Source organism: Kocuria sp. CPCC 205297 (assembly GCF_040981035.1).
GTDB classification, from domain to species: Bacteria; Actinomycetota; Actinomycetes; order Actinomycetales; family Micrococcaceae; genus Kocuria; species Kocuria marina.
This window is the reverse complement of record NZ_JAVKPY010000002.1, coordinates 58,175-84,836: the sequence shown is the minus strand read 5'-3', so window position 1 is coordinate 84,836 and position 26,662 is coordinate 58,175. Positions and strand designations below refer to the sequence as shown.

Genomic DNA, 26,662 nt, shown 5'->3' with positions numbered 1-26,662 from the left:
CCACCCACCCGCTCACGGACCCGGAGACGTCATGAACATCGTTGTCGGATACTTACCCACCCCCGCCGGCCGGGCCGCCCTGCGCGCCGGGATCACTGAGGCCACCCTGCGTTCGACGGACCTCGTGGTGGTCCAGGGCCATCACACCAAGCGCTGGGGACGGCACACCGGCCCCGAGGACACCGAAGCCGCCGTAAAAGAGGACCGCGCCGCGCTCGACGAGAGCGGCGTGTCCTACGAGCTGGTCCCCGTGGCGCACGACGCCGATCCGGCGGACGTCATCCTCGAGGCCACCGATCGCGACCGGACCGCTCTGCTCGTGATCGGGACCCGCCGGCGCACCCCGGTGGGCAAGTTGATCATGGCCCCCACCACGCAGCGGCTGCTGCTCGAGGCCGGGTGCCCTGTGCTGTGCGTGAAGGCGGGGTACGACGCCGCCTGAGCGAGCGACGTCGACAGTTTCCCGTCACGCGCCAGCGGCCCTGACGGGGAGAGACCACGCGAGCACCAATCATCGCCCCGTGGAACGGCGGGCCGGACCCCCAAGGTCCGGCCCGCCGTCGTCGGTGGGACGTGATGGAAAGAGCGCTCAGGCCGCGCGGTCGGTGCGCTCGTCGTGCTGCGCGGCGCCGTCCAGCGCGGTGCTGCCCCGCGCGGGCCGGTACGACGGCGCGGGCGCGGTTGCCGTCGCGGAGCCGGCGCGACGCGTAGTCGCGGGTGCCGGCTGGGACACCCCGGCCTGACGCCACGAGAACCCGAACGCGAGAGCGGGCACCACTTTGTTGGCCAGGGCGCACCCGGCCATGACCCCGGCCCAGGCCACGGGCACGGCGGCCAGGACGTCCAACGGGTAGTGCGCGCCCGAGTACATACGGGCAGCCCCCACGATCACCACGGCCAGCGTGCCGAACAGCGCGATCCGACGCCGTGAGGAACGGCGGGAGGCCACGAGACCCATGGCCAGCGCGATCGCCACGACCGCACCCGTGTGCGAGGACGGGAAGGACATGGAGCCGGTGACCGGTGCGAGGGCCTCCCCGCTCAGGAACGTGGGACGCGGCCGCTCCACGAACACCTTGACCAGACCCACGGCACCCCACCCGGCGAGGCCGGTGATCCCGAAACCGGTGGCGTCGAGGGGGCGGCGTCTGAGGACGGCCAGCCACCCGATGACGGCGGCGATGATCAACACCACCGCGCCGTTGGACAGTGCGTACTGCACCGCGGTGGCCACCGCGTCCAGAAGAACGTTGCGATGCTGGGAGAGCCCCTCGAGCAACGCGGTCTCCCCGTGGGTGATCTGCGGTGACAACACCACCAGACGCCCAAGGGTTGCCGTCAGCAACACCGTGACCAAGGGAACGGCCACTCGGTGACGCAACTGCGGCAACCGCCACGGGGACCCGCCCGGCGAGGGGGAAGTGTGCTGCGCCGGATAGGTCATGTGTCAATGGTGACACGAGACACTCAACGATTCCTGAAGTGGGCGTGTCGCACGCGGTGTGGCGTGTGTGATGCGAAGTTCCGGGGTATTCCAGGGTCGGCATCGCTGCGCGGGCGCACCGTGCCCCGCGGGCTGGGAACGGGGTTTCACGTGAAACACCCAGTCCAAAGACACCTTTTTTCGCTTGGATGCTTCGTTTGGTATGTGCTCCGCGGGGACGAATAGTCCGTTCACATGCGTCTTCCTGGCGCGGACACCTCTCGGGACGCCTAAAAGTTCATCCCCCGAACACTGACTACACTCAGCCCTCAAGAAACATTCGCGAAGGGAAGAGACGATGGCGTCCACACCCCCACCCCCGCGCTCCACGCGAGCGTCTCGGGCGCAGGTCGGCCCGCCCTCCACACACCCGCCCTCGCCGCAGCCTGCCTCCGCGCAACTGACCGCCCCGGGGTCTCAGGCGGCACTGCGCCTGGCCAATCGCCGCAGGGTCGTGGACGCGGTGCGCGAGCTGGGTGCGGCGACCCAGGCGAGCATCGCGCGGGAGACGGCCCTGGCGCCGTCGACGGTCTCGTCCATCGTCCACGAGCTCACCGCGTGCGACCTGCTCGCCATGGAACCCGAGCACGGCGGGCGGCGCGGGCAGCGCGTGCACTTCAGCGAGAGCGCCGGCTACCTGGTGGGAGTGGACGTGGGCCACCGCCACGCGAGCGTGGCCGTGGCGGACCTGAACCTGGACGTCCGCGCGCAGCGGCGCATCGACCTCCCGGCCGGGCACCGCGCCGAGAACGTACTGACCGGGGCGCGAGAGATCCTCGACGAGTTGCGGACCTCGCTCGACGTTCCTGCCCAGCGCATCCTGGGCGCGGGGCTCACCCTTCCCGCACCCGTGGACGCCGAGTGCCGCGGCCTCGGTTCGGGGGCCATCCTCCCGGCGTGGGCCGGGCTGGACCTGCGAGCGCTGGCCACCGGGACGCTGGGCTGTCCCACCGTGGTGGAGAACGACGCGAACGCCGGGGCCGTGGCCGAGCACGCGCTCGGTGCGGGGCGTGGGACGGCCCACATGGCCTACCTCAAGCTCTCGCACGGCGTGGGTGCCGGGTTGATCCTGGGCGGCGGGCTGTACCGCGGGGCCACCGGGTCCGCGGGCGAGATCGGCCACGTGACGCTCGACGAACGCGCGGGGCTGTGCAGGTGCGGCAACCGAGGGTGCCTCGAGACCTTCGTGTCCTCCCAGACCGTGCTGGACGTCGTGGCCTCCTCGGGTCGGCGCGTGGAATCCGTGGGTGACGTGGTCCGGGAGGCGCTGGCCGGCGATCCCGGATGCACCCGGGTGATCACGGACACCGGGCGGTTGATCGGCGGTGCCGTGGCCCAGCTGTGCAATGCGTTCAACCCGGAACTCATGGTCGTGGGCGGGGCGCTCGCGCGCGCCGAGGACCTGCTGCTCGATCCCGTGCGGGACGCGGTGCAGCGCTACGCGGTGCGCGGTTGTGTGTCCGGGCTGCGGATCGTCACCGCGCAGCTCGGGGCTCGGGCGCACCTCATGGGTGCGCTCATCCGTGCGCGGGCCGAGACGTCCCTCCCCGTGTAGGACATCCGGGGCGCGCTGAGCGCCGCAAACGACACGCGCGGAATTTGTCTTCGACTCATGGACAATTTGTGACCTGGGTCCTACCCTGGGTTCACTGTCCTTCCCCGGTAGCCGCCCTCCCTGGTCCCACGAGCTGGTTCCAGGAGACGAAAATCCGCCTCGTACGGGCCCCTCGACCGGTACATCCCCGGAACGGACGGCATGATCCCCGGGAGCGGGAAGCGTTGAATTTCGGTACAGCAAGGGAGCTGCGGGATGAGCAATCCAGCGCAAGCACACTCGCCGGAGCGTCATCAGACGAACACCGGCGCGGTCATTCGCATCACCACCGTGGCCGCGTTCGGCGGCCTCCTCTTCGGGTACGACTCCGCCGTGATCAACGGCGCGGTCTCCTCCATCCAGTCCACGTTCGATGTGGGTCCCGGGCCCCTGGGCTTCGCGGTGGCCGCGGCCCTCCTGGGCGCCGCCGTGGGTGCGTTCTTCGGTTCCCGCATCGCGGACCGCACGGGGCGCATCCCCATCATGAAGATCGCGGCACTGTTGTTCCTGCTCTCGGCGATCGGCTGCGGTTTCACGCAGTCCATCGAATGGCTCGTCTTCTGGCGGGTCGTGGGCGGTATCGGCGTGGGTGTGGCGTCCGTGATCGCACCGGCATACATCGCGGAGGTCTCCCCCGCACACCTGCGCGGACGCCTGGGCTCGCTGCAGCAGATGGGTATCGTGCTGGGCATCTTCTTGTCCCTGCTCATCGACGCCCTGCTCGCCCACTGGGCCGGTGGCGCCGCCAACGAGCTGTGGTTCGGGCTGGCCGCGTGGCGCTGGATGTTCCTGGTCATGGCCGTGCCCGCCGTGCTGTACGGCATCGGCGCGTTCCTGATCCCCGAGTCGCCGCGCTACCTGGTCTCGGTGGGTCGTCCGGACGAGGCGCGCGCCGTCCTCTCCCGGATCCACGGTGACGACGCCGTGGACGCCCGCGTTTCCAAGATCCGCAGCACCGTGGACAACGAGCGCAAGCCCCGCTTCTCGGACCTGCGCGGTTCCATGGCCGGGCTCAAGCCCGTGGTGTGGGTGGGCATCGGCCTGGCCGCCCTGCAGCAGTTCGTGGGCATCAACGTGATCTTCTACTACTCCAACGTGTTGTGGGAGTCAGTGGGCTTCAAGGAGTCCGATTCGTTCACCATCTCCGTGGCCACCTCCGTGGTCAACGTGGCGGTGACCATCGTGGCCATCTTCCTGGTGGACCGGATCGGGCGCCGGCCGCTTCTGCTCGCCGGCTCCGCCGGCATGGCCCTGTCCCTGGGTGTCATGTCCGTGGTGTTCGCGACTGCCACCAAGGTCATGGTGGACGGCCAGCTCACCCCCGAGCTCGGCCCCGTGGCCGGACCCGTGGCGCTGATCGCCGCCAACCTGTTCGTCGTGTTCTTCGGTGTCTCGTGGGGTCCGCTCATGTGGGTCCTGCTCGGTGAGATGTTCCCCAACCGCATCCGCGGCGCGGCGCTGGCCGTGGCCGGTGCGGTGCAGTGGATCGCCAACTGGGCCGTGACCGTCTCCTTCCCCTCACTGTCCAACTTCTCGCTGGGACTGACCTACGGCATCTACGCGTTCTTCGCGCTGGTGTCCCTGGTCTTCACCATCAAGATGGTGCGGGAGACCAACAACGTGGAACTCGAGGACATGCACGCCTGATCCCCCTCTCCCCGTCCCGATGCCCCGGTTCGCGTTACACGCGCACCGGGGCATTGTCACACCGGGTTCACGTTCGTGATAACAGCTCGTCGCAATACCGGTAGGGATCAGGTGTTCGGGTATTTTCAAGACAGATTTGCCGCTGCCCGGGCATCGGGGCCCGGGAAGCACGACACGTTCAACGGCGAAAAGAGAGCCTCCCATGACGCAGCACACCGACTCCTCGACCTCAGGACGCAAGTCCGCGGGCCACGTGATCGTGGATTCCCTCGCGGCGCACGGGGTCGAGCGCGCCTACGTGGTTCCCGGCGAGAGTTACCTAGACGTCCTGGACGGGCTCTACGACTCCCCCATCGACACCGTGGTGTGCCGTCAGGAGGGTGGCGCCGCGTACATGGCGGAAGCGGACGGGAAGATGAACGACGTCCCGGGCGTGGCCATGGTGACCCGTGGTCCCGGCGCAGCCAACGCGCACGTGGGCCTGCACACCGCGTGGCAGGACTCCACGCCCATGGTGTTGTTCGTGGGACTCATCCCGTTCGAGCACCGTGAGAAGGAAGCGTTCCAGGAGTTCGACCCGCATCAGTGGTTCGCCTCCGGGGCCAAGCGCGTGATGGTCCTGGACCACGCGGAGCGGGCCTCCGAGTACGTGGCCGAGGCCATGTTCGCCGCGCGTTCCGGGCGTCCGGGGCCCGTGGTGGTGGGCCTGCCCGAGGACGTCATCACCCGGCAGATCGAACCCACGGTGCACCCGGAGATCCCGGTGGCCGGTGGCGGGATGACCGTGGAGGACTGGAAGGCCCTCGAGTCCGCGCTCAAGGATTCCCAGAAGCCCCTGTTCGTCTTCGGTGGTAACGACTGGACCCCGCAGGGCGCGCAGCGCTTCACCGCGTGGCTCGAGGAACACCACATCCCCGCCGCCGCAGAGTGGCGCTGCGAGGGCACCGTCCCGTTCGACTCCCCCTCGTACGTGGGACCCATCGGTTACGGCCGCCCCAAGCCCACCTACGACCTGCTGGAGGAGACCGACCTGCTGGTGTTCGTGGGCACGGTCCCCGGTGACGTGATCACCAACGGCTTCCTGGTGCGCCAGGACTGGACCAAGAAGAACTTCATCGTGACCATGGACCCCTCCATGCGCGGGCGTTCCGGCGCGGTGACCTACCAGATCGTGGCCAAGCCGGACGTGTTCGTCCGTGACCTGGTGTGCATGGATCTTCCCGTCTCGGACGCGTGGCGGGACTGGTGCGCGCGGATGCGTCAGCAGCAGGTGGACTTCTCCACCCCCAAGGACGCCTCCCCCGCGGACGGCCCGGCCTCGATGGACACCATGATGGCGAACCTCGTCGCGACCCTCCCCGAGGACGCCATGGTCACCTTCGGCGCGGGCGAGCACACCAACTGGGCCCACCGATACTTCCCCACGAACGGCTACGCGTCCATGATCTCCGCGCGCAACGGCTCCATGGGTTACTCGATCCCCTCCGCCGTGGCGGCGTCCCTGAACTACCCCGGCCGCCGCGTGATCTCGATCGCCGGGGACGGCGAGTTCCTCATGAACGGCCAGGAACTCGCGACCGCCGCGCAGTACGGCGCCACTCCCCTGGTCATCGTGATGGACAACCAGGAGTACGGCACCATCCGTACCCACCAGGAACAGCACTACCCGGGTCACGTCTCCGGGACCCAGCTGAAAAACCCGGACTTCGCGGCCATGGCCACGGCGTTCCACGGTTTCGGCGTGCGTGTGGAGCGCGAGTCCGAGATCCCCGGGGCGCTTGAGCAGGCCTACAAGGCGATCGACGAGGACCACACGTTCGCGTTGATCCACCTGGTCGTCCAGCAGCGCAACAAGGCATACTGATCCCGATATAAATACTTGTCACGACGCCGCGGCGCCCGTCCTCAGGGAGGGGCACCGCGGCGGCGTCGTCCGTTCAGGACACGCACGCGGGGATCACCGCAAGGGGTGGGCGGCCTGGTCCCGGTACATCCGCCCGACGACGACCGCGACCACGCCGAGCGTGGGGGTCAGCAGTGCGACGCCCCAGAAGATCACTTCCGGGGACAGCAGCTGCGAGACGGGCCCGGCCACGGCCATGGAGATGGGCATGAGGGACAGCGAGACGAAGAAGTCCAGGGACGAGATCCGCCCCAGCATGTGCCCGGGCACCCGCCGTTGCAGGAGCGTGCCCCAGATGACCTGACCCGCGCCACCCGTGGCCCCGAAGATGCACAGCGCCGCCGCCATGACCCACCACGAGTCGGTGCCGCCCACCAGACCGAACGGCAGGGTACCGAAACCCCACAGCCAGACCATAGTCGTGAGGTACTTGCGGGGCAGTTGGACGGACGCCATGATGCTCGAGCCCACGGCCGTGGACACGCCGTAGAGCCCCAGCATGGCGCCGTAACTGGCGAGCGATCCGCCCAGCCGGTCCACCACCAGGAAAGGGACGAGCACCTCGAGCGGGCCGATGAACAGGAACACCGCGCTCATGGCCCACAACAGCGTCCACAGCAACCACGGGGTGCGCACGCAGTACCGGAACCCGTCCACGAGATCGCGCAGGACGGAGGGCCGGGCGGCGTCCACTGCGGGGATCGGCCCGGTGACCTCGCGTTCCGGGATCCGTAACCGCAGCATGAAGGACAGCGCGATCGCGTGGCACACCGCGATCGCCAGGACGGACGCCCCCGGGAGGGCCAGGCCCGTGAGGACCCCGCCCACCGCGGGCCCCGCCGCGATCTGCAGCAGGGGGCGGGCCGTGCCCTCCACGCCGTTGGCCGCGAGCAGCTGATCGGGCGGCAGGATCCTGGGCAGGGCCGCGGAGTAGGCGGGGTAGAAGAACCCCACGGCGCCGGCGAAGACGAACGCGGCGAGCGCGAGGTGCCACAGCGCGAGGGTGTCGGTCCAGGTGAGGATCACGATGGTCAACGCCGTGACCAGGTTGGTGACCTCCACGCACCGCAGGATCAGCCCCAGGGGCAGGCGGTCCGCAGTGACCCCGCCGAGCAGCACGAAGCACACCATGCCCACCGCGCCGGCGGCCGTGACGAGGGACAGTTGCACCGCGGAACCCCCGAGCGCCATGACCCGCGCCACGAGGGCCACGGCCCACAACCCGGAGCCGAAGACGCTCATGCACATGGCCACGGCGAGCACCGTGTACGCACGTGACGAGAACGGCCGCAGAGCCCGGGGAAGTTCCACCCGCACAGGTTACCGGTACGTTGTCACGGGGACCACACCGGTGCCATACGGTGAGGACGGAAGCCTGTCCGTCCCCGCCGTGGAGGAGTCATCGTGCGCGCAACCCATGCCCTCGAGACGGGGACCATCCTGACCGAGCAGTGACCGGCCCCGGAGGCCACGCGGGCACGTGCGTGATCATGGGTGCGGGCTCCGCGGGTCTGTTCTTCCTCCAGGACGCGCTGCGCCGGGGTTTCGAGCGCGTGATCGTCTCGGACAAGCAGGAATCACGCCTGCGGATCTCCCGCGAGCTGGGGGCGCACACGGTGCGGGTCCCGGACGAGGACCTGGCCTCCGTGGTCTCGGAGCTCACGGGCAACAACGGCGCGGACCTGGTCATCGAGGCCGTGGGGTCGGACGCGCTGCGCGCGGAGGCCGTGCAGATCGTGGCCCACCGCGGGATCGTGGGCTGGTTCGGGTTGTACGAGAGCTTCGAGCCCGCTCCCGTCCCGATCTTCGAGACCTTCCGCAAGTGCGTGCGCCTGCAGGCCTCCGTGGCCGCGCAGTCCGAGCCCGGTCTCGTGTCCTTCCACGAGGCCGTGCGCCGCATTCATGACGGCGAGGTGGCCGTGGACTACTGCCTGGGGCCCGTGCACCCGCTCGAGGAGGTCGGCGAGGTGCTGCGGATCGCCGAGCGCGGCGGGGACGGCCACGTAAAGTTCACGATCGTTCCGTAGCACTCTCCTGCGGCCCCCGGGCCCGGAATCCCTTGAGGATCTGCAGCGCCACCGGGATCACGGAGATCACCACGATCAGGATCGCGATCAGGTCCACGTGGTCACGGATCAGCGGGATCCCGCCCAGGAGGGACCCTGCCACCACCATGATGGTGACCCACAGGAATCCGCCCAGGACGTTCCATCCCACGAAGCGGCGGTACGGGTGGCGCGCCGTACCCGCGACGAGCGGGACGTACGTGCGGATGATCGGGACGAAGCGCGCGAGCACGATCGCCCTGCCGCCGTAGCGCAGGAAGAAGTCCTCCGTGCGGTTGAGGTAGGAGGTCTTCAGGAATCGGGCGTCGTCGGAGAAGAAGCGCCGGCCGAACCGGTTACCCAGGAAGTAGCCCACCTGGTCTCCCGCGACCGCCGCGATGAACGGTACCAGGATCATGAGCCACAGCGGGACCTGCAACGCCTCGTGCAGCAGTCCGCCCGTGAACAGCAGGGAGTCCCCGGGCAGGAACGGGAACAACAGCCCCGATTCCACGAACACCATCAGGGTGGTCCCGGCGAGCGCCCACGGCCCCAGCTGCTCGAGCAGTTGGGCGGGATCGCCTAGCGGTGGCAGCTGCGGGATCAGCGTTCCCGCGGTGTGCAGCAGTTCAAGCGTCATGGTGACCCAGTCTTCTCCTCATGGGCCGGGTGCCGCGCACCACGGTCCTGTTCCTCCCCGGACGACGGCGCTCGCCCGGGGTAGCTCGTTCGTCCCGCGGGTGTGCCCGCAACCGGGGTCGCGCGGGGCGCGATCACGGCTGCTGCGGCTTCACGAACGGGAAACTCAGGACGTCGCGGATGGTCGTGGCGGTCATGAGCATGACCAACCGGTCCAGCCCGATCCCCATGCCACCGGCCGGGGGCATGCCCACCTCCAGGGCGTCCAGGAAATCATTGTCCACCTGCATGGCCTCGAGGTCCCCCGCGGCGGCCTTGAGCGACTGCTCCGTGAGCCGGTGGCGCTGGACCACCGGGTCGGTCAGCTCGGAGTACGCCGTACCGAGTTCCATGCCGTTGACCACCAGGTCCCAGCGTTCCACGAGCCCGCCCTCGGAGCGGTGGGGTGCGGTCAGCGGGGAGGTCTCCTCCGGAAAGTCGCAGTAAAACGTGGGGAACACGGTGTGCGGTTCCACGAGCTCCTCATAGAGGCTCTCGAGCACCGCCCCGGGGCCCATGCCCGGACCGATCTCCACGTCGTGCTGCGCGGCCACTGCGAGCAGGGTCTCGAAGTCCGACTCGATCGAGATCCGCCGTCCCACCGCCTTGCTCACCGCATCCGTCACGGCGATCACGGGCCACGGCCCGGACACGTCGGTCAGCACGGGCGTGGCCTCGGTGTCGTGCACGCCGTACAGGGGCAGCACCTGGGTACCGTGCAACGCCTGGGCCACCGTCTTGATCATCGTCTCGGTCAGCTCGCGCATGACCGTGTAATCCGCGAACGGGTGGTAGACCTCGAGCGCGGTGAACTCCGGGTTGTGTGTCGCGTCCGCGCCCTCGTTGCGGAAGTTGCGGGCCACCTCGAAGATGGGCCCGCTGCCCGCCACGAGCAGTCGCTTGAGGTACAGCTCGGGTGCGATCCGCAGTGTGAGGTCCATCCCGTACGCGTTGATGTACGTGCGGAACGGGCGCGCCGAGGCCCCACCGTGCACCGTGTTCAGCACCGGTGTCTCGACCTCGCGGTAGCCTTGCCCGGTCAACACGCGGCGCACGGTGTCCACCGCGAGCGAGCGCTGACGCAACAGGTCCATCCTGCGCGGGTGCACCAGGAGGTCCATGGAACGCTTGCGCAGCCGCTGTTCTGGGTTCTCGAAACTGCCGAACGGGACGGGCTGCAGCGCCTTCGCGGCCATCGTCACCCGCTCGGCGAGCACGGACTCCGTGCCGGTGCGGGACACACCCCAGTGCCCGTCCACCACCACGAGATCACCCACGTCCACGTTGGGCCGGATCGCCGCCCAGGACGCGTCCACGCGCTCGCGGTCCACGAGCACCTGCACGGTCGCGCCGCCGTCGGTCAGGTCCAGGAAGCTCACGCCTCCGAAGTCGCGGAACCTACGGACGCGCCCGCTCGCGCGCACAGCCGACGACGCCGCGGCGTCGCCCCGGCGCGCGAGCACCGCAGCGAGGGGCTCGGCCTCCGCGAGACCCACGGGGTACGGGTCGATCCCCGCGTGGGCCAGGGCACGCGCGTGCCGCATGCGGTGGCGGGTCTGCTGCGAGCGCTTGGGGGCCAGGGCGCGCATGGGTGCGGGTCCGTGGTCGATCGCGCGCACCGCGGCGAGTGTTTCGGCGTCGAGCTGCGGCTGCGACCCCGTGCGCACGAACACCGCGGGCAGGAACCCCTCCACCTGGGCCGTGGCGGCCGCCATGCGGGGCAGGGACAAGAAGCCGTCGAAGCACGCGTAGCGGGGTACCCACTCGGGCAGGTACTTGGCGTTGGCCCGGTACAGGCTCTCGAGCTGGAAGAACCGGTCCATGAAACCCAGCACCGAGGAGTTGAAGCGGGTGATCACACCGGCACCGAGCTTCTCGGAGTCCTCGAAGACCCCGCGGAACATCGCGAAGTTCAAGGAGACCTCGCGGATCCCGTGGGACGCCCCGTAGTCCATGAGCTCCGAGACCATCAGTTCCGTGGTGCCGTTCGGCGCCTGAGGGCTGCGCCGCATCACGTCCAGGGACAGTCCGCGCCGACCCCACGGGACGAACGAGAGCAGGCCCAGCGCCGCGCCGTCGCGATCGCGGGCAATGACGAGCATGCAGCGACCGTCCGCCGGGTCCCCCCAGCGGTTGAGCGCCATGGAGAACCCGCGGTCCGGTTCGTTCCCGCGCCACTCGTCCGCGAGCCGCCCCATGCGCTCGAGCTCCTGTGGGTCGAGGTCCTCGTGCCGGGCGATCTCCACCGTGAGCCCGGCCCGGCGGGCATGCCGCACCGCCCGGCGCACCGCGGTCATCGAGGAGTTGGCCAGGGAGAAGCGGTCGGGATGCAGGACGGCCTCGTCCCCCATGACCAGTACGCTCATTCCCTGAGAGGCATACACCCGTGCACCCCGTTCGGATGCCGAGGTGACGGCCGGGAGTAGGCCGTAGTGATGCGTGCGCGCGAGCCAGCGTTCCACGGCGTTCGTCCACGCCGCGGGGTCCCCCACCGGGTCACCGGAGGCGATCGCCACCTGACCCACCACCCGGAAGGTGACGCATGCGCGTCCGTCCACGGAGAAGACCGAGATCTTGTCGCGGCGGGTCGCGAAGTACCCCAGGGAGTCCTCGTCACCGTACTGCGCGAGCAGCGAGCGCACCGCGATCTCGTCCCCGGGCCGCCACGACGCGGCACGGGAGGACGAGCGCAGGAAGATCAGCACCGCGAGCACGATCGTCAGGGCCAGCAACACGGAGGTCAGTTCGGGGAGCCACGGCGGGACCGTGCCGTGGAAGTGTCGCCGGGGGCCCGCCCAGCCGAGGCTGCGCACGAGGGCTTGGGCGAGGACGTTCCAGTCGTCGATCGCCGAGTTCGTCGTGACCAGTAGCACCGCGTGGGTGGCCATGATCGTCAGGACCACACCGCCCACGAGGGTCCCCAGGGCGGCCATCGCACCGCGCGGGGCCGTGCGTGCGGGGAACGCCGGGCGCAACCACCACAGCAGGCACAGCGCGGCGATGCCCACCACGATGGCCACGGCGTCCAGGGTCACGAACACCACGGAGGGGATGGGCCCGTGATTGGGGACCTCGGGGCCCATTGCCCGCAGGACCTCCTGGAACACGGACCACAGCACACCCACGATCTGGGTGATCGCGACCGTGGCCAGCGCGATGCGCTTGCGGCGCACGAGCGCACCGGTGAGCAACCCGAGCACCACCACGGAGACGAGCGAGGGCGCCACGGGGATGTTGAGGGTCCCGAAGAGCAGGGTGGGCAGCGGATTGATGCGCACCACCCAATGCAGCAGGAGCAGGACCACCCCCACGAGGGTGGCCACGGCGAAGACCCACGTGAGGATCCTCGCCCACCGCCGTTGCGTCGGCGTGGTGGTGCTGAGCTCGGGCACACGGCAACCGTGCGCGAGCTGGGCGTCAACCATCAACTTCCCCTTACGGGCCCGGCGAGCGTCGCGCGCGGCGCCGATGTACCTATGCTGTTTTTCCGTACGGCTACCCATCGGTTATGTCTTATTCCGCCGGGCTTCGTACTGCACACAAGATACGTGGGGAATCTCTGGAAACGAGCAATTCGCAATGGCGTTCTTCGAGCTGAACGGGTGGCCCCTGTTCATCATCACCGTGATCTTGGCCTTCCTGGCGCTGGCATTCACCGTCGTGGTGCTGCCACGGCAACGCCGGCCGGGAATCCTCAAGTACGTGATGCAATTTGTGTGCGTGGCGCTCGTGTCCCTGTTGGTGCTGGTGGGGATCTTCCTCAAGATGAACATGGACAACCAGTGGTATTCCAGTTGGGGGGACCTACTCTCCGGCGGTGGCGGCCAGGTGGCCGTCACGGATGTGGGTGCCACCGCCGCGGCGGCCAAGCCCATCAAGGACCTGCCGCACCGGGCGTTCAACGCCATGCAGACGAACCCCACGCAGAACGCGTTCTTCGGGTCCCAGATGGATCCCAACAACACGTCAGGGCAGTGGGTGAATCTGAAGATTCACGGACCGCAATCCGGCATCACGCAGGAAGCCACCGTCTGGTTACCGCCGTCCTACATGACACAACCGCAGCGGGTGTATCCGGTGATCACCGCGTTCACCGGTTTCCCCGGGGACGTGAAGACCTATACCAAGGCCATGGACATCGCCCAGCACATTCGTTCGCGGGTCAACAGCGGCGCCATGCGGGAAGCCATCGTGGTGATCCCGAACGTTTATCCCGGTAACAACGACACCGAATGCGTGGACAGCAACAACGGTCAGTGGGAGAGCTATGTGAGCAAGGACGTGGTCTCGTGGATCCGCGGCAATCTGCGGGTGTCCACGGACCGGGAAGCCTGGAGCACGGTGGGCTACAGCGCCGGTGGTTGGTGCTCGTCCATGTTCGCCGTGCGTCACCCGGACGTCTGGGCCAGCAGCGTGAACCTGGCCGGGTACTTCGCCCCCACGTACAGCAAGGGCCAGCAGTGGAAGACCACGGATCCTCGCTCCTACGATCTGGCCTCGGTCGTGGCCCGGGACAAACCGGACGTGAAGATCTGGTTCTTCTCCGGCGGTGAGGACACCATCTCGGTCGACGCGGTGCGCAAGTTCGCGGCGTCGGTGTCCCCGCCCACGACCCTGGTGTCCAACATCTCACAGAGCGGCGGTCACCGCGTGGCGCTGTGGGAGGCTCAGCTGGATCCGTCCCTCGAATGGCTCGGCCGCACGTCCCCGGCCTTCGCGCCCGTGAGCGCCTGACCGGCACGGCGTAGATGAACACCCAGGAATACGCGCTCAGCGTCCTACTCACGGCCCTGGGTGGTTTCGACCCCGTGCCCATGCTCATCCTCGCGGCAGCTTTGGGCGCGGGGATCCGGAAACGGCACATCATGGGCTCCGCCGCGGTACTGCTGGGTGGCACCGCCGCGTGGGGCATGACCCTGACCCTGCTCGTGGGTCCCGGTCTGAAGCGCGTGAACTGGTGGGAACTCATCCGCCACGGCAGCATCTCGGCGTGGATCGAACTGGTCCTCGCCCTGGCCATCGGCGGCTACGCCGTGTGGCGGGTGGTGGCGGCGCGGCGCTCCCGGGGCCGCGACACCCCCGAGGAGAAGCCCGCCACGAGTCCGTGGGCCCTGTACGTGACCGCGGTGATCTTCGTGGGCATCGTGATCTTCGATCTCCCGTTCGACGTGCACGTGGCCACCGGCGCCTCACAACCCCCGTCCCACGCGGTGGCCGGATGGATCGCGTGGTCCCTCATCAGTCAGTTCCCCCTGACACTTCTGATGCTACTGACGATCCTGGGGAAACAGCAGCGGTTTTCCCGGGTCATGCGCAGGGCGCGGGCCGCCGTGTCCCCGTGGATCAACCGGCTGGTCACCGCGGTGCTGGGCCTCGCGGCGCTGCTCATGCTCCTGGACGCCGGGGAGTTCCTGCTGGTGGGCCACTTCCTGGTCCAGTAAGGCGCGCCAGGTGTCCGCGGAGCGCGGGTGGGGCGTCAGACGGCCTGTTGCGAGGCCGTCACCGGGAGGCCGGCCTCGAGCCGACGCCGCCGGTCCGCCTTCTGGCGCTTGACACCCGCGAGCGCGAGGAGACCTCCGATCACGGCCAGCGCGGCCGCCACGAGGGCCGGGGAGCGGTAGCCGAAACCGGCGGAGATCACCGCACCGCCCAGTAGGGCCCCGATCGAGTTGGCCACATTGAACGCCGCGTGGTTGAGCGATGCGCCCATGAGCTGGGCGGGCCCCGCCGCCGTGATGAGCCAGCTCTGGATGCTGGGCATGATGAATGAGTTGGCCAGTGCCATGAGGAACCCGGCCACGAAGATCCCCACGGGGGATCCCGCGAGCGCCCCCACGAGCAACAGTGCCGCGGTGAGGGCCGGGAAACCCACGGCCATGGTGCGCCGGGCACTGCGGTCCGCGCTGATCCCGCCCAGGATGTTGCCCAGGGTCATGCCGATTCCCACGACCGCGAGTAACCACGGGATGCCGGCGCCGGACAGCCCCGCCAGCTCACGGCTCATCTGGGTCAGGTAGCTGTAGATCGCGAAGAACCCGCCGAAACCGATCCCCGCGATCCCCATGACGATCCACACCTGCGGCAGCCGGAACGCCCGCAGTTCACGGCGCCGGTTCGCTCCGACCACCCGGTCCTGGTGGGGGACGGTCAGCCACACGCCGATCGCAGTGACCGCGAAGACCACGGCCACCACGACGTATGCCATGCGCCAGCCGTAGGCCTGACCGACCGCCGTCATCACTGGGACACCTACGACGTTGGCGACCGTGAGCCCCGATAAAGCAAGTGCCACACCCTTGGCCTGGTTCCCCGGACCCATCACGGTGGCGGCCACGAGGGACGCCAGACCGAAGTATGCGCCATGGGGAATACCCGCGAGGAACCGCATCACCAGGAGGGACTCGAACGTGGGCACGATTGCAGAGGCGAGGTTGCCCATGAGCAGTGCCGCGGCCATCACGAGCAGCATCGTGGTGCGGGAGGACTTCGCGGCGAAGAAGGAGATGACCGGGGCCCCGACCACGACACCTATGGCATACGCGCTCACGAGCCACCCGGCGCGTGCGATCCCGGTCTCGGAGGACGCACCGTAGAGATCGGGCAGGAGGTTCTGGGCGATCTGGGGCAACAGTCCCATGGACGCGAATTCCGTGCAGCCGATGCCGAAACCGCCCAGAGCCAGGGCGAACAGCGCGAGTCTGCGACGGGCGGGGGTCAACTGGGACATGGACGCGCGACCTTTCGAGGATTCGCAGGTGGGGTTCCCCAGAGGGATGCGGGTGAGTGGCCGGAGAGGCCGTGGCGATCGGTCCGTGGCCTATGACATCGCACCGCGCAGGCACTCGTAGCGGGCGAACCGCGCGGGCGGACCATTCGGGCAGCACCCGGGCGGGCACAGGATCACTACAACACGGTGCACGCGCGATTTATTCACGAGCCCGCGCACGTGTGGGTGAGGTCACGATCGTGAACTGTCCCCACCCCGTGTACGAAAGTTATCCACAGGTGTGGAGAACCTTGTGCATATCGCGATCGACATGTCCCCTACGGGGCAGTCCTAGCGCGCTGTCGCGGTATCCACAGGGGTGTTCACAGTTGTGGAATTACACATCTGTAAGTTGTTAACAGGTGGGGACAACCCCTGTGGACAGCCATTGGGACGCCCGGATCAGAGCGCGATCCCCGACCCGGATCCGGCGGAACGGGAGAGCTTTCCCTGCTTACGGCTGGGCCCGGTCAGAGTCGGCGACGCAGCCCCGGCAGCATGGCGAGCGCCACGAGACCACCGGCGATCAACCCGCCCACGTGCGCCTGCCAGGCGATGCCGCCCACCAGGAAACCGAAAGCCAGGTTGATCGCGATCAACACCGCGATGGGCGTGATGTTGTTCTTGAAGTGGCGCATGAACACGAACATTGCGCCGAAGAGCCCGAAGACGCCGCCGGACGCCCCGATGACGAGCACCCACGGATTACCGAGCAACAGCACTCCCACGGATCCGCCCAGCACGGACACCACGAACAGGACGGCCATCCGCCAGGTCCCCAGCAGCGGCTCGAGCATCCGACCGAAGAGATAGAGCGTGTACATGTTGAGCAGTAGGTGCAGTGGCGAGGGCATCGCGTGGACGAAACCGCTCGTGAGCATCCGCCACGGCTGGGTGTCCGTGAGCGAGGGAGCGTATCCCAGGATGCTCGTCAGGCTGTAAGGCGTGAACAGGCTCGTGAGCCACTGCAGGCCCCACATGACCACGCAGATCCCGATGAGCGTCCACGTCACGGGCATGCCCCCGACGCGCTGGGGGCTGCGACGACGGCGCGGCGCAGCGCCGTCGTACCCGCCGCGTGGCGCGCCACCCGGGTGGGCGGACTGCTGACCGTGGACGTACTGCCCGTACCGCGGGGCGGGAACGGGCGCGCCGCTCCACGGGGCGGGACCGTCCGGGGCGCCGGCGGGCCGTCCGTAATCCGGCGGGTCGTCGGGGTGGTGGGTCATGGTCATCCTCCGGGAGTGGGCAGGGCGGCTGGACGGGGCTCGAATACGGACGAAGCCCACCCGGGGACCGGGTGGGCTTCGTGCCGGGCGTGAAAGCTGCGGGTCAGAGCTTCTCGATGTCGATGGAGGTGATCACGCAGTCCTCCACGGGACGGTCCTGGCCGCCGGTGCGCACGTTGTTGAGCTCGTCCACGACCTTCTTGGACTCGTCGTCCGCGACCTCACCGAAGATGGTGTGCTTGCCCTGCAGCCACGTGGTGGGCGCGGTGGTGATGAAGAACTGGGAGCCGTTGGTGCCGCGGCCGTTGCGGGTACCGGCGTTGGCCATGGCCAGCATGTACGGGGCATTGAAGTTCAGTTCGGGGCTGATCTCGTCGTCGAAGTTGTAGCCCGGGCCGCCGATGCCCTGGCCCAGCGGGTCCCCGCCCTGGATCATGAAGTCCTTGATGATGCGGTGGAAGACGACGTCCTTGTAGAGCGGGCCGTTCTGCTTCTCACCCGTGCGGGGGTCCGCCCATTCCTGGGTGCCGTCCGAGAGACCCACGAAGTTCTTGACCGTCTTGGGCGCGTGGTTGCCGAAAAGGTCCACCACGATGTCCCCGTGGTTGGTGTGGATGGTGGCCTTGTGCGTGGCGATAGCGGAAGTCATGATTCACATTGTGGCACGGCGTCCTCGGGGCCGACAGAACGCTCCCGAGGTGTTCAGCGCACAGTGAAAAGGGCTGGGGTGTCACTTTTCCCCGGGAATCCCGGGGTTGTCAGACCGTATGCTGAAGGTGGAGATTTTACGGTCACCACTGTAGGAGGGACACACAATGAGCTTGTTCAAGAGCAAGGCCCAGAAGCAGACCGAGCACGCCCGGAAGAACGCCGAGTCCAAGGTCGTCAGCGCTGGGGACTGGCTCTCCAGCGAGATCGGTGAGCTCGGGGAGAAGTTGCAGCACGGCGTGCAGGCGGGTGCGTCCGCCCTCGCGAGCGGTGTGGAGGCCACGGGCCCCTACGTCCAGGACGGTCTGGGCAAGGCGCAGAACCTCGGTGAGGACATCAAGCACCGCGGCGAGAAGGCCAAGACCGCCGGTGCCGCTGCCGCCGCCCCCCTGGCCGCGAAGGCCGCCAAAAAGACCGCCGAGGGCCGTGCCGTGGCGCAGGACAAGTACTCCGGTGCCGTGGCCGCGCTGGCCTCCAAGGTCGCCCACGCGGACACCTCGGACCAGTTCGACGCCCTCGTGGCCAAGCTGACCGGTGACAAGAAGACCGTCAAGCGCATCCAGAAGGCCGCGAAGAACTCGGCCAAGGAATACGCCAAGCAGCAGAAGAAGGCCCAGGGTGGCCACAAGGGTCTGCTGCTCCTCGGTCTCCTCGCCGCCGGTGGCGTGGCCGGTGTGGCCGCGTGGCGCGCGTCCCGCCCGGTGCAGGACCCCTGGAAGACCCCCGTCACGGCCTCCCCGCGTGTATCGGCTTCCCCGGTCAACACGAACTCCACGGTCGCCGCCGGCACCGGTGTGAAGGTGGACGACGTCAAGGACCCCACCTCCTCCGCCCAGAAGGCGGGCACCGCGTCCCAGGCCGCCCACCGCGCCTCGGACAGCGTGAAGTCCGTGGCCGAGGACGCCAAGCAGACCGTGAACGAGGTCAAGGAGCAGATCAAGGGCTCCAAGACGGACGACATGGGCACCCCGGACAACCGCTCCAAGCACAACCCGGGCGATCCCAAGCACTGAGCCGGTTCTCGCGCGTCGACCGCGCGTGACCCGCACGACGACGGCGCCGCATCCCTTCGGGGGTGTGGCGCCGTCGTCGTACCGGAATGAACACACGAACCCGTGCGTGGCGAGCGCACGGGCCGTGCAGGGAGACCCTCGGCCCCGTGCGGTGGGACTCAGGAGAAGATGTCGGAGACCGTGTCCCACATCTGGTAGACGCCCAGGATGATGAACAGCACGGCGCAGACCACTAGGACCGCATTGGTGAACACACCGTTGCGCCAGCGCTTGGGCGTGCGGGACGTGTTGAGCAGTCCCAGCAGCGTGACCGCCAGGAACGGCATGAACAGCGCCCCGAGCACGCCGTAGAGCAGGATGAGGAACACGGGCCGGTCCAACAGGAGCAGGAGCATGGGCGGGAACGTGAGCCACAGCAGGTAGAACTTGAAGTACTTCCCGCCGTTGCGGGTGTCCGGGTGGCCGCTGGGCTTCTTGCGGATGTTGCCCCAGTAGTCCGCGAACATGAGGGACACCCCGGACCACACACCCACCACGGAGGAGAACGAGGCTGCCCAGAACCCCACGAGGAACGCGATGCCGATGACGTCCCCGTAGCGGTCGCGCAGCACCCGGTCCAGGTCCAGCAGGCCCTTGTCCCCGCCGCTGATGGCGTAGCCGGCGGAGTAGAGGACCTCGGCACCCACCACGAGCATCGCGAGCACGAAGATACCGGTCACGGTGTAGGCCACGGTGTTGTCGAGCTGCATCACGCGCATCCACCGCGGTTGGTGCCAGCCCTTCTCCCGCAGCCAGTAACCGTAAGCCGCGAGGGTGATCGTGCCGCCCACGCCGCCGGCCAACGCGAGCGTGTACACCACACCGCCCTGCGGGATCACGGGGATCAGCCCGGTAAGCATCTGAGGGATGTTGGGCAGGGTGATGATCGCGAGCCCCACCATGACCAGGAACATGATCCCCACCATGGCCGCGGTGATCTTCTCGATCACCGCGTAGCGCCCCGCCCACACGATCACGAACCCGATCAGGCCCATGAGGATGGCCCACGCCCATAGGGGCAGGATGGGGAACAGCGCGGCGAGCGGCAGGGCGGAGGAGGACATGGCCGTGGCGCCGTACACGAATCCCCAGATCAGGATGTACGGACCGAAGTACCAGGACGTCCACCGGCCCAGGGAGCGCCAACCCTCGAAAATGGTGCGCCCGCTCGCGAGCGAGTACCGACCGGCGCCCTCCACGAGCACAATCTTCATGATCGTGCCCGCGATGACCGCCCACAACAGGGTGTAGCCGTAGCGGGAGCCGGCGGTCAGCGTGGCCACCATGTCCGCGGCACCCACGCCCGTGGCCGCCACCACGAGACCGGGACCGATCAGCTGCCACCGTTTGACCTTCTCCAACGACTCATCGGGGTCGATGGACGGAAGGGGTTGCAGCAGGGTCTTGTCGCGCATCGGGGGGCTCCACACTTCGGGCATGAATCAGGTCACAGTTGTGCTCATGCAGTCTTTCACGCCGGGTGCGCCACACTCCTTCGGTGGCGAAGTATGGCTGGTGTGTCCCCGCCGAGGACCGGGGACGCGCACGCCAGGCCGGGGACAGGAGGAACCGGGCCAGGACGAACCGGATGAGAGCGGATGAGCACGGACCAGGAACAGGCCCGGCACGAAGGAACCCCCGGGGACCGGCGCTGCGGTCCCCGGGGGTTCTCGGGTGTGGAGCCTAGGAGATTCGAACTCCTGACATCCGCCTTGCAAAGGCGGCGCTCTACCAACTGAGCTAAGGCCCCGTGTTCAATTGTGGTGCTGATCCTGCAGAACGCGGACGCGGTACCGGGACGGTCAGTCCACGGGGTCCACGGCCGAATTCCACGCCTCTCGTTTGGCTTCCGCCTCGCGCCAAGACTTGAAGGCTGCCACGGACAAGCCGGCCAGTGCGGCCAGGGCTGCGATTCGTGCCTTCATGGGGACCCTCCGAACGAGATCATCTCGTGGTTGGCGGGAATTCGATGGGTGGGCGTACCAGGAATTGAACCTGGGACCTCTTCGTTATCAGCGAAGCGCTCTAACCGTCTGAGCTATACGCCCTCAGCGTGCACCGCCAGAATTGTCCTCTGATCGGCCACGCCAAGACTTTACCGGAGTTTCATCCGCCGCACAAAATCGGGCGGACCGCGGGATCAGTCGTCGGTCAGGGTCACCCCGATGCCACCGATCAGGGACGCCGCGATGTTGTACACGAGCGCCCCGAGCACGGACAGCACGGTCAGCAGGATGACGTTGACCACGGAGATGATCGTGGCGAACAGGGCCACGTTGCCGAGCGAGAGGAACCGCTTGATGTCCGCTCCCCCGGCGCTGCCGCCGAGCATGGACAGCAGTTCGTTGATGCCGTCGAACAACCCGGTGAGGCTCAGCACGATCCACAGCACCAGGGACGCCACGACCGTGATGATCCCGAGCGCCACGGAGAGCAGGAAGGCCAGCTTGAGCACGGACCACGTGTCCACCTTGGACACCACGAGCCGTGCGCGGCGCACCTTGGCCCGGGGGGCGGGTCGCACGAGTCCCTTGCCGGAGCTCTTGGCGCTCTGCGGGGACGGCTTCTGGGGGGAAGAAGTCTTCACGGGCTGGCCCGCCTTCGAGGCTGAGCTCGCGCTCATGCGTCACCTCCGTTGTCGTTGTGCTCCAACGCTACTGCATCGTCGTCACCGACCGGCGCAGCGGCGTCGGCACCGTCCTGGCCCGCGGGGACGTCCGCGGTCGTGGCTTCGGGGGAGTCCGTCGTGGAGCCGGGGGCGACGTCGCTCGGCCCGGTGGCCTCGGCGGCATCCTCCTCCGCGACCTCCTTCTCGATCTCCCGCTCGGCGTTGCGGGCGACCCCCACGATGGCGTCGTTGGGACCCGGCTTGGCGAAGATCACACCCATCGTGTCACGGCCGCGGGCGGGGACCTCGCTCACGTTGGAGCGCACGACCTTGCCGCTCTCCATGACCACGAGCACCTCGTCGTTCTCGCCCACGATCAGCCCGCCCACCTGGCCACCGCGGACCTCGGCGAGTTTGGCAACCTTGATGCCCAGGCCACCGCGGCCCTGCACGCGGTACTCCTGGACGCTCGTGCGCTTGGCGTAGCCGCCCTCGGTCACCACGAACACGTAGGAGTCGTCGCTGACCACGTTGGCGGAGAGCAACTCGTCCCCGGGGCGGAACTTCATGCCCGTGACACCGGAGGTCGCGCGACCCATGGGGCGCAGGGCGTCGTCGTCAGCGGTGAACCGCAGGGACTGGCCCAGGCGCGAGATCAGCATGACGTCGTCGTCGGTGTTCACGAGCATGGCCGAGACCAACTCGTCGTTCTCGCGCAGGTTGATCGCGATCACGCCCGCGGAACGATTGGTGTCGTAGTCCGTGAGCCGCGACTTCTTGATCAACCCGTTGCGGGTCGCGAGCACGAGGTACGGGGCGTCCTGGTAGGAGTGCAGCTCCATGACCTGGGCGATGCGTTCCTCGGGCTGGAACTCCATGAGATTGGCCACGTGCTGGCCCTTGGCGTCCCGGCCGGCCTCCACGAACTCGTAGGCCTTGACGCGGTAGACGCGCCCAAGGGTCGTGAAGAACAGGATCCAGTTGTGGGTGCTCGTCACGAAGAAGTGCTCCACGACGTCGTCGCCGCGCAACTGCGCGCCCTTGATGCCGCGGCCACCTCGGTGCTGAGCGCGGTACTCGTCCGCGCGGGTTCGCTTGACATAGCCGTCGCGCGTGATGGTCACGACCACCTGCTCCTGCGGGATGAGGTCCTCCATGGAGACGTCCCCGTCGAAGCCGTAGAGCACCTCGGTGCGGCGGTCGTCACCGTAGTGGTCCACGATGCCCTGCAGTTCCTCCGAGATAATCTCGCGTTGACGCTCCTCGGACGCGATGATCGACTCGTACTCGGCGATCAACCGCTGCAGCTCGGCGTGCCGGTCCTGGATCTTCTGCCGTTCGAGCGCGGCCAGGCGGCGCAACTGCATGTTGAGGATCGCCTGGGCCTGGGCCTCGTCGATCTCGAGCAGCTCCATCAGCCCGGTGCGTGCCTGCTCCACGGTGGGCGAGCGCCGGATCAGGGCGATGACCTCGTCCAGGGCGTCCAGGGCCTTGAGCAGGCCGATCAGGATGTGCGCTTCCTCCTGCGCCTGCTTGAGGCGGTACGTGGTGCGCCGGACGATGACTTCCATCTGGTGGGTGACCCAGTGGTGCACGAACGCGTCCAGGGACAGCGTCCGGGGCACCCCGTCCACGAGCGCGAGCATGTTCGCGGAGAAGTTCTCCTGCAACTGCGTGTGCTTGTAGAGGTTGTTGAGCACGACCTTGGGTACGGCGTCCCGCTTGAGCACGATCACCAACCGCTGACCCGTGCGCCCCGAGGTCTCGTCGCGCATGTCGGCGATGCCCTGGACCCGCCCTTCCTTGACGAGGTCCGCGATCTTGATGGCCAGGTTGTCCGGGTTGACCTGGTACGGCAGCTCCGTGACCACGAGGCACGTGCGGTTGTGGATCTCCTCCACACTGACCACCGCGCGCTGCGTGATGGAACCACGACCGGTGCGGTAGGCCTGTTCGATGCCCTTGTGGCCGAGGATCTGCGCCCCGGAGGGGAAGTCCGGACCCTTGATTCGCTTGATGAGTTCTTCGAGCAGGGTCTCGCGGTCCACGTGCGGGTTCTTGAGGTACCACTGCACGCCGTCCGCGACCTCGCGCAGGTTGTGCGGGGGGATGTTGGTGGCCATGCCCACCGCGATGCCGGAGGAGCCATTGACCAGCAGGTTGGGGAACCGCGCGGGCAGCACCACGGGTTCCTGCTGCTTGCCGTCGTAGTTGTCCTGGAAGTCCACGGTGTCCTCGTGGATGCCCTGGACCATCTCCATGGCCAGAGGCGCCATCTTGGTCTCGGTGTACCGGGGGGCCGCAGCGCCGTCGTTACCGGGGGAACCGAAGTTGCCCTGCCCCAGCGCGAGCGGGTAGCGCATGATCCAGTCCTGGATCAGTCGCACCAGGGCGTCGTAGATCGCGGAGTCACCGTGCGGGTGGTAGTTGCCCATCACGTCGCCCACCACGCGCGCGCACTTGTTGAACGAACGATCGGGGCGGTAACCGCCGTCGTACATTGTGTAGAGCACCCGCCGGTGCACGGGCTTGAGACCGTCCCGCACGTCCGGCAGCGCGCGCCCCACAATCACCGCCATGGCGTAGTCCAGGTAGGAGCGCTGCATCTCCGTCTGGAGATCGATCTGCTCCACGCGGTCGCCCGTGATCGCCACCTCGTCGGTCACGACGCCGTCGCCGGTCTCGGGTGCGCCCTGCGGGTCCACGGGGCCGTTGCCGTCCTGCGTCTCGTCACTCATGAGTTGCTGTTTCCTTCTCTCGTTCCCGGGATCATCGTTCATACTCGCGCCGGAATATTCCGGGCGTCACATGATCAGATGTCCAGGAAGCGGATGTCCTTCGCGTTCTGCTGGATGAACTCGCGGCGGGACTCCACGTCCTCGCCCATGAGGACCGAGAACACCTGGTCCGCCGCGGCGGCGTCGTCCATGGTGACCTGCAGCAGCGTGCGGTGCTCCGGGTCCATGGTGGTCTCCCACAGCTCGGTGTAGTCCATCTCGCCCAGACCCTTGTAACGCTGGATGCCGTTGTCCTTGGGCAGTCGGCGGTTCTCCGCGAGACCCTTGGCCAGGGCGGCATCGCGCTCGGCGTCCGAGAACACGTAGTCGTGCGGCGCGTTGGACCACTTGATGCGATACAGCGGCGGCTGCGCGAGGTACACGTACCCGTGCTCGATGAGCGGACGCATGAACCGGAACAGCAGCGTGAGCAGCAGGGTGGTGATGTGCTGACCGTCCACGTCCGCGTCCGCCATGAGCACGATCTTGTGGTAGCGGGCCTTCTCGATGTCGAAGTCGTCACCGATCCCCGCGCCGAAGGCTGTGATCATGGACTGCACTTCCGCGTTGGACAGCGCCCGGTCCAACCGGGCCCGCTCCACGTTGAGGATCTTCCCGCGCAGCGGCAGGATCGCCTGGTGCGCGGGATCGCGGCCCTGCACGGCGGAACCGCCCGCGGAGTCACCCTCCACGATGTAGATCTCGGAGACCGTGGGGTCCTTGGACGAGCAGTCCTTGAGCTTGCCCGGCATGCCCCCGGACTCCAGCAGACCCTTGCGTCGTGTGGTCTCGCGTGCCTTGCGCGCGGCCAACCGCGCCTGGGACGCGTAGATCGCCTTGCGGATGATGTCCTTGGCGGGGTTGGGGTTGCGCTCCAACCACGCCCCGAACAGGTCGAACATCTCGCGCTGAACGAAGGTCTTGGCCTCCGAGTTGCCTAGCTTGGTCTTGGTCTGCCCCTCGAACTGGGGTTCCGCGAGCTTGATCGAGATCACCGCGGTGAGCCCCTCGCGCACGTCCTCGCCCGTGAGGTTGTCGTCCTTGTCGCGCAGCAGCCTGTTCTCCCGCGCGTAGCGGTTGATGAGCGTGGTCAGCGCGGTGCGGAAGCCCTCCTCGTGGGTGCCGCCCTCATGGGTGTTGATGGTGTTGGCGTACGTGTGCACGGACTCGTTGAACGCCGTGGTCCACTGCATGGCCAGCTCCAGGGACATCTTCTTGTCCGGGTCGTCCACCTCGAGCGAGATGACGTCGTCGTGGATCAGATCGACCTTCTTGGCCGAATTCAGGAACGTGACGTAGTCCAGCAACCCGTGCTCGTAGCAGTAGACCACCCGGCGGGCGCCCGCCTGGTCGTGGACAGCGGCGTCGTCCGCGCCGACCGTCCCTCCGTCCTGTCCCTCGACCGGACCGGAGGCGTCCACGGGGGACTCCCCCGCGATCTCCTCGCCGGTCTCGTCCGTGACACGCTCGTCCGTGAGCGTGATCCGCAGACCCTTGTTGAGGAACGCCATCTGCTGGAACCGCGCCCGCAGGGTCTCGAAATCGAAGTCCACGGTCTCGAAGATCTCGGGGTCCGGGTAGAAGACCTGGGTGGTCCCGGTCTCGTCCGTCTGCTCGCCGCGTTCGAGCTCACCCTGGGGGTGGCCGCCGTTCGCGAAGCTCATCCGCCAGACGTAGCCCTGCCTGCGGACTTCGGTGTCCACACGCCGGGACAGGGCGTTGACCACCGAGATGCCCACGCCGTGCAGACCGCCGGACACGGCGTAGCCACCGCCGCCGAACTTGCCACCGGCGTGCAGGATGGTCATCACGACCTCCACGGTGGGCTTGCCCTCCGTGGGGTGCATGTCCACCGGGATGCCGCGGCCGTTGTCGCTCACGCGCACGCCGCCGTCCGACTGGAGGGTCACCTCGATGTGGTCGCAGTACCCCGCGAGCGCCTCGTCCACCGAGTTGTCGACCACCTCGTAGACCAGGTGGTGCAGGCCGCGGGGGCCAGTGGAACCGATGTACATCCCCGGGCGCTTCCTGACCGCCTCGAGGCCTTCCAGAACGGTGATGTCGCTCGCTCCGTACTCGTGCTGTAGGGGATCCTCTGTAGCCACGGGGTCTCCGGTCCTCCTGCGTAATCGATGGCGATCATCACCCGACCCATATGAATACAGCCGATGA

20 protein-coding genes and 2 tRNA genes are annotated in these 26,662 nt (G+C 67.9%); 8 read left to right on the top strand and 14 right to left on the bottom strand.

The features are described from left to right. The first annotated feature begins 31 nt into the window (after positions 1-31). Positions 32-442 (top strand): universal stress protein, encoded by a 411-nt coding sequence (locus tag RF650_RS02015; RefSeq protein ID WP_311254003.1) that lies wholly within the window; start codon positions 32-34, stop codon positions 440-442. 147 nt (positions 443-589) lie between these two features. On the opposite strand, the gene RF650_RS02010 is transcribed toward RF650_RS02015, so the two are convergent. Further along, positions 590-1,444 carry a phosphatase PAP2 family protein gene (locus RF650_RS02010; protein ID WP_368813926.1) on the bottom strand — a complete coding sequence of 285 codons (855 nt, stop codon included), beginning with the start codon at positions 1,442-1,444 and terminating at the stop codon, positions 590-592. A 337-nt stretch (positions 1,445-1,781) separates the two neighbouring features. Here RF650_RS02010 and RF650_RS02005 point away from each other — a divergent pair, with 337 nt between their 5' ends. From RF650_RS02005 to RF650_RS01995, 3 genes are all read left to right on the top strand, one after another. Beyond that, on the top strand, positions 1,782-3,038 hold the full coding sequence (locus tag RF650_RS02005) for an ROK family protein (protein ID WP_368813925.1): 1,257 nt from the start codon (positions 1,782-1,784) through the stop codon (positions 3,036-3,038). A 255-nt stretch (positions 3,039-3,293) separates the two neighbouring features. After that, on the top strand, positions 3,294-4,724 hold the full coding sequence (locus RF650_RS02000; RefSeq protein ID WP_368813924.1) for a sugar porter family MFS transporter: 1,431 nt from the start codon (positions 3,294-3,296) through the stop codon (positions 4,722-4,724). Between the two features lie 202 nt (positions 4,725-4,926). Beyond that, positions 4,927-6,588: a thiamine pyrophosphate-dependent enzyme gene (locus RF650_RS01995; protein WP_145007508.1), complete on the top strand. Its 1,662-nt coding sequence runs from the start codon at positions 4,927-4,929 to the stop codon at positions 6,586-6,588. Positions 6,589-6,681: 93 nt separating this feature from the next. Here the strand turns inward: RF650_RS01995 and RF650_RS01990 are convergent, their stop codons facing one another. After that, positions 6,682-7,938, bottom strand: coding sequence for an MFS transporter (locus RF650_RS01990; RefSeq protein WP_368813923.1), 1,257 nt, complete (start codon positions 7,936-7,938; stop codon positions 6,682-6,684). A gap of 140 nt (positions 7,939-8,078) precedes the next feature. On the opposite strand from RF650_RS01990, the gene RF650_RS01985 reads away from it, so the two are divergent. After that, a complete protein-coding gene (locus tag RF650_RS01985; RefSeq protein ID WP_368813922.1) occupies positions 8,079-8,654 on the top strand; it encodes a zinc-binding dehydrogenase in 576 nt (191 codons plus the stop codon). On the opposite strand, the gene RF650_RS01980 is transcribed toward RF650_RS01985, so the two are convergent. Together RF650_RS01980 and lysX are read right to left on the bottom strand one after the other, a co-directional pair. Then, positions 8,638-9,312 carry a DedA family protein gene (locus RF650_RS01980; RefSeq protein WP_368813921.1) on the bottom strand — a complete coding sequence of 225 codons (675 nt, stop codon included), beginning with the start codon at positions 9,310-9,312 and terminating at the stop codon, positions 8,638-8,640. The two genes, RF650_RS01985 and RF650_RS01980, sit on opposite strands and share 17 nt — an antisense overlap. Positions 9,313-9,445: 133 nt before the next feature. Continuing rightward, the gene (gene lysX / locus RF650_RS01975) at positions 9,446-12,775 is read right to left on the bottom strand and encodes a bifunctional lysylphosphatidylglycerol synthetase/lysine--tRNA ligase LysX (RefSeq protein WP_368813920.1); all 3,330 of its coding nucleotides are present in this window, start codon (positions 12,773-12,775) and stop codon (positions 9,446-9,448) included. Between the two features lie 154 nt (positions 12,776-12,929). On the opposite strand from lysX, the gene RF650_RS01970 reads away from it, so the two are divergent. Both RF650_RS01970 and RF650_RS01965 read left to right on the top strand, forming a co-directional pair. Continuing rightward, the gene (locus tag RF650_RS01970) at positions 12,930-14,084 is read left to right on the top strand and encodes an alpha/beta hydrolase (RefSeq protein ID WP_368813919.1); all 1,155 of its coding nucleotides are present in this window, start codon (positions 12,930-12,932) and stop codon (positions 14,082-14,084) included. Positions 14,085-14,098: 14 nt separating this feature from the next. Continuing rightward, complete coding sequence (locus tag RF650_RS01965) at positions 14,099-14,791, top strand: hypothetical protein (RefSeq protein ID WP_368813918.1); 693 nt, start codon at positions 14,099-14,101, stop codon at positions 14,789-14,791. Positions 14,792-14,826: 35 nt separating this feature from the next. On the opposite strand, the gene RF650_RS01960 is transcribed toward RF650_RS01965, so the two are convergent. The 3 genes from RF650_RS01960 to RF650_RS01950 form a co-directional block, all read right to left on the bottom strand. After that, the gene (locus tag RF650_RS01960) at positions 14,827-16,077 is read right to left on the bottom strand and encodes an MFS transporter (RefSeq protein ID WP_313361651.1); all 1,251 of its coding nucleotides are present in this window, start codon (positions 16,075-16,077) and stop codon (positions 14,827-14,829) included. A gap of 509 nt (positions 16,078-16,586) precedes the next feature. Further along, a complete protein-coding gene (locus RF650_RS01955) occupies positions 16,587-17,345 on the bottom strand; it encodes a rhomboid family intramembrane serine protease (RefSeq protein WP_239320668.1) in 759 nt (252 codons plus the stop codon). 103 nt (positions 17,346-17,448) lie between these two features. Beyond that, entirely contained in the window at positions 17,449-17,994 is a 546-nt protein-coding gene (locus RF650_RS01950) for a peptidylprolyl isomerase (RefSeq protein ID WP_064845494.1), read from the bottom strand. 166 nt (positions 17,995-18,160) lie between these two features. On the opposite strand from RF650_RS01950, the gene RF650_RS01945 reads away from it, so the two are divergent. Next, complete coding sequence (locus tag RF650_RS01945) at positions 18,161-19,066, top strand: hypothetical protein (RefSeq protein ID WP_312918270.1); 906 nt, start codon at positions 18,161-18,163, stop codon at positions 19,064-19,066. A gap of 158 nt (positions 19,067-19,224) precedes the next feature. On the opposite strand, the gene RF650_RS01940 is transcribed toward RF650_RS01945, so the two are convergent. The 7 genes from RF650_RS01940 to gyrB all read right to left on the bottom strand — a co-directional run bounded on the left by RF650_RS01940 (position 19,225) and on the right by gyrB (position 26,595). Further along, on the bottom strand, positions 19,225-20,520 hold the full coding sequence (locus tag RF650_RS01940; protein WP_368813917.1) for an Nramp family divalent metal transporter: 1,296 nt from the start codon (positions 20,518-20,520) through the stop codon (positions 19,225-19,227). A 262-nt stretch (positions 20,521-20,782) separates the two neighbouring features. Further along, positions 20,783-20,855, bottom strand: a tRNA-Ala gene (locus tag RF650_RS01935). Between the two features lie 52 nt (positions 20,856-20,907). Continuing rightward, positions 20,908-21,030, bottom strand: coding sequence for a hypothetical protein (locus RF650_RS01930; RefSeq protein ID WP_255359867.1), 123 nt, complete (start codon positions 21,028-21,030; stop codon positions 20,908-20,910). Positions 21,031-21,079: 49 nt separating this feature from the next. After that, a tRNA-Ile gene (locus RF650_RS01925) sits at positions 21,080-21,153 on the bottom strand. 92 nt (positions 21,154-21,245) lie between these two features. Then, positions 21,246-21,728 (bottom strand): DUF3566 domain-containing protein, encoded by a 483-nt coding sequence (locus RF650_RS01920; RefSeq protein ID WP_035962792.1) that lies wholly within the window; start codon positions 21,726-21,728, stop codon positions 21,246-21,248. After that, positions 21,725-24,451 carry a DNA gyrase subunit A gene (gene gyrA / locus RF650_RS01915; protein WP_368813916.1) on the bottom strand — a complete coding sequence of 909 codons (2,727 nt, stop codon included), beginning with the start codon at positions 24,449-24,451 and terminating at the stop codon, positions 21,725-21,727. Before gyrA ends, RF650_RS01920 begins: the two co-directional genes overlap by 4 nt. Before the next feature lie 74 nt (positions 24,452-24,525). Further along, a complete protein-coding gene (gene gyrB / locus RF650_RS01910) occupies positions 24,526-26,595 on the bottom strand; it encodes a DNA topoisomerase (ATP-hydrolyzing) subunit B (RefSeq protein ID WP_312918265.1) in 2,070 nt (689 codons plus the stop codon). Between the last annotated feature and the right edge of the window lie 67 nt (positions 26,596-26,662).

Bases quoted from the DNA above. Each gene is read 5' to 3' on its own strand.
- RF650_RS01970 (WP_368813919.1), top strand. From the start codon at position 12,930: ATGGCGTTCTTCGAGCTGAACGGGTGGCCCCTGTTCATCATCACCGTG.
- RF650_RS01965 (WP_368813918.1), top strand. From the start codon at position 14,099: ATGAACACCCAGGAATACGCGCTCAGCGTCCTACTCACGGCCCTGGGT.
- RF650_RS01930 (WP_255359867.1), bottom strand. From the start codon at position 21,030: ATGAAGGCACGAATCGCAGCCCTGGCCGCACTGGCCGGCTTGTCCGTG.
- RF650_RS01960 (WP_313361651.1), bottom strand. From the start codon at position 16,077: ATGTCCCAGTTGACCCCCGCCCGTCGCAGACTCGCGCTGTTCGCCCTG.
- RF650_RS02015 (WP_311254003.1), top strand. From the start codon at position 32: ATGAACATCGTTGTCGGATACTTACCCACCCCCGCCGGCCGGGCCGCC.
- RF650_RS02005 (WP_368813925.1), top strand. From the start codon at position 1,782: ATGGCGTCCACACCCCCACCCCCGCGCTCCACGCGAGCGTCTCGGGCG.
- RF650_RS01995 (WP_145007508.1), top strand. From the start codon at position 4,927: ATGACGCAGCACACCGACTCCTCGACCTCAGGACGCAAGTCCGCGGGC.
- RF650_RS01940 (WP_368813917.1), bottom strand. From the start codon at position 20,520: ATGCGCGACAAGACCCTGCTGCAACCCCTTCCGTCCATCGACCCCGAT.
- gyrA (WP_368813916.1), bottom strand. From the start codon at position 24,451: ATGAGTGACGAGACGCAGGACGGCAACGGCCCCGTGGACCCGCAGGGC.
- RF650_RS02010 (WP_368813926.1), bottom strand. From the start codon at position 1,444: ATGACCTATCCGGCGCAGCACACTTCCCCCTCGCCGGGCGGGTCCCCG.
- RF650_RS01945 (WP_312918270.1), top strand. From the start codon at position 18,161: ATGAGCTTGTTCAAGAGCAAGGCCCAGAAGCAGACCGAGCACGCCCGG.
- RF650_RS01920 (WP_035962792.1), bottom strand. From the start codon at position 21,728: ATGAGCGCGAGCTCAGCCTCGAAGGCGGGCCAGCCCGTGAAGACTTCT.
- RF650_RS01950 (WP_064845494.1), bottom strand. From the start codon at position 17,994: ATGACTTCCGCTATCGCCACGCACAAGGCCACCATCCACACCAACCAC.
- lysX (WP_368813920.1), bottom strand. From the start codon at position 12,775: ATGGTTGACGCCCAGCTCGCGCACGGTTGCCGTGTGCCCGAGCTCAGC.
- RF650_RS01955 (WP_239320668.1), bottom strand. From the start codon at position 17,345: ATGACCCACCACCCCGACGACCCGCCGGATTACGGACGGCCCGCCGGC.
- RF650_RS01980 (WP_368813921.1), bottom strand. From the start codon at position 9,312: ATGACGCTTGAACTGCTGCACACCGCGGGAACGCTGATCCCGCAGCTG.
- RF650_RS02000 (WP_368813924.1), top strand. From the start codon at position 3,294: ATGAGCAATCCAGCGCAAGCACACTCGCCGGAGCGTCATCAGACGAAC.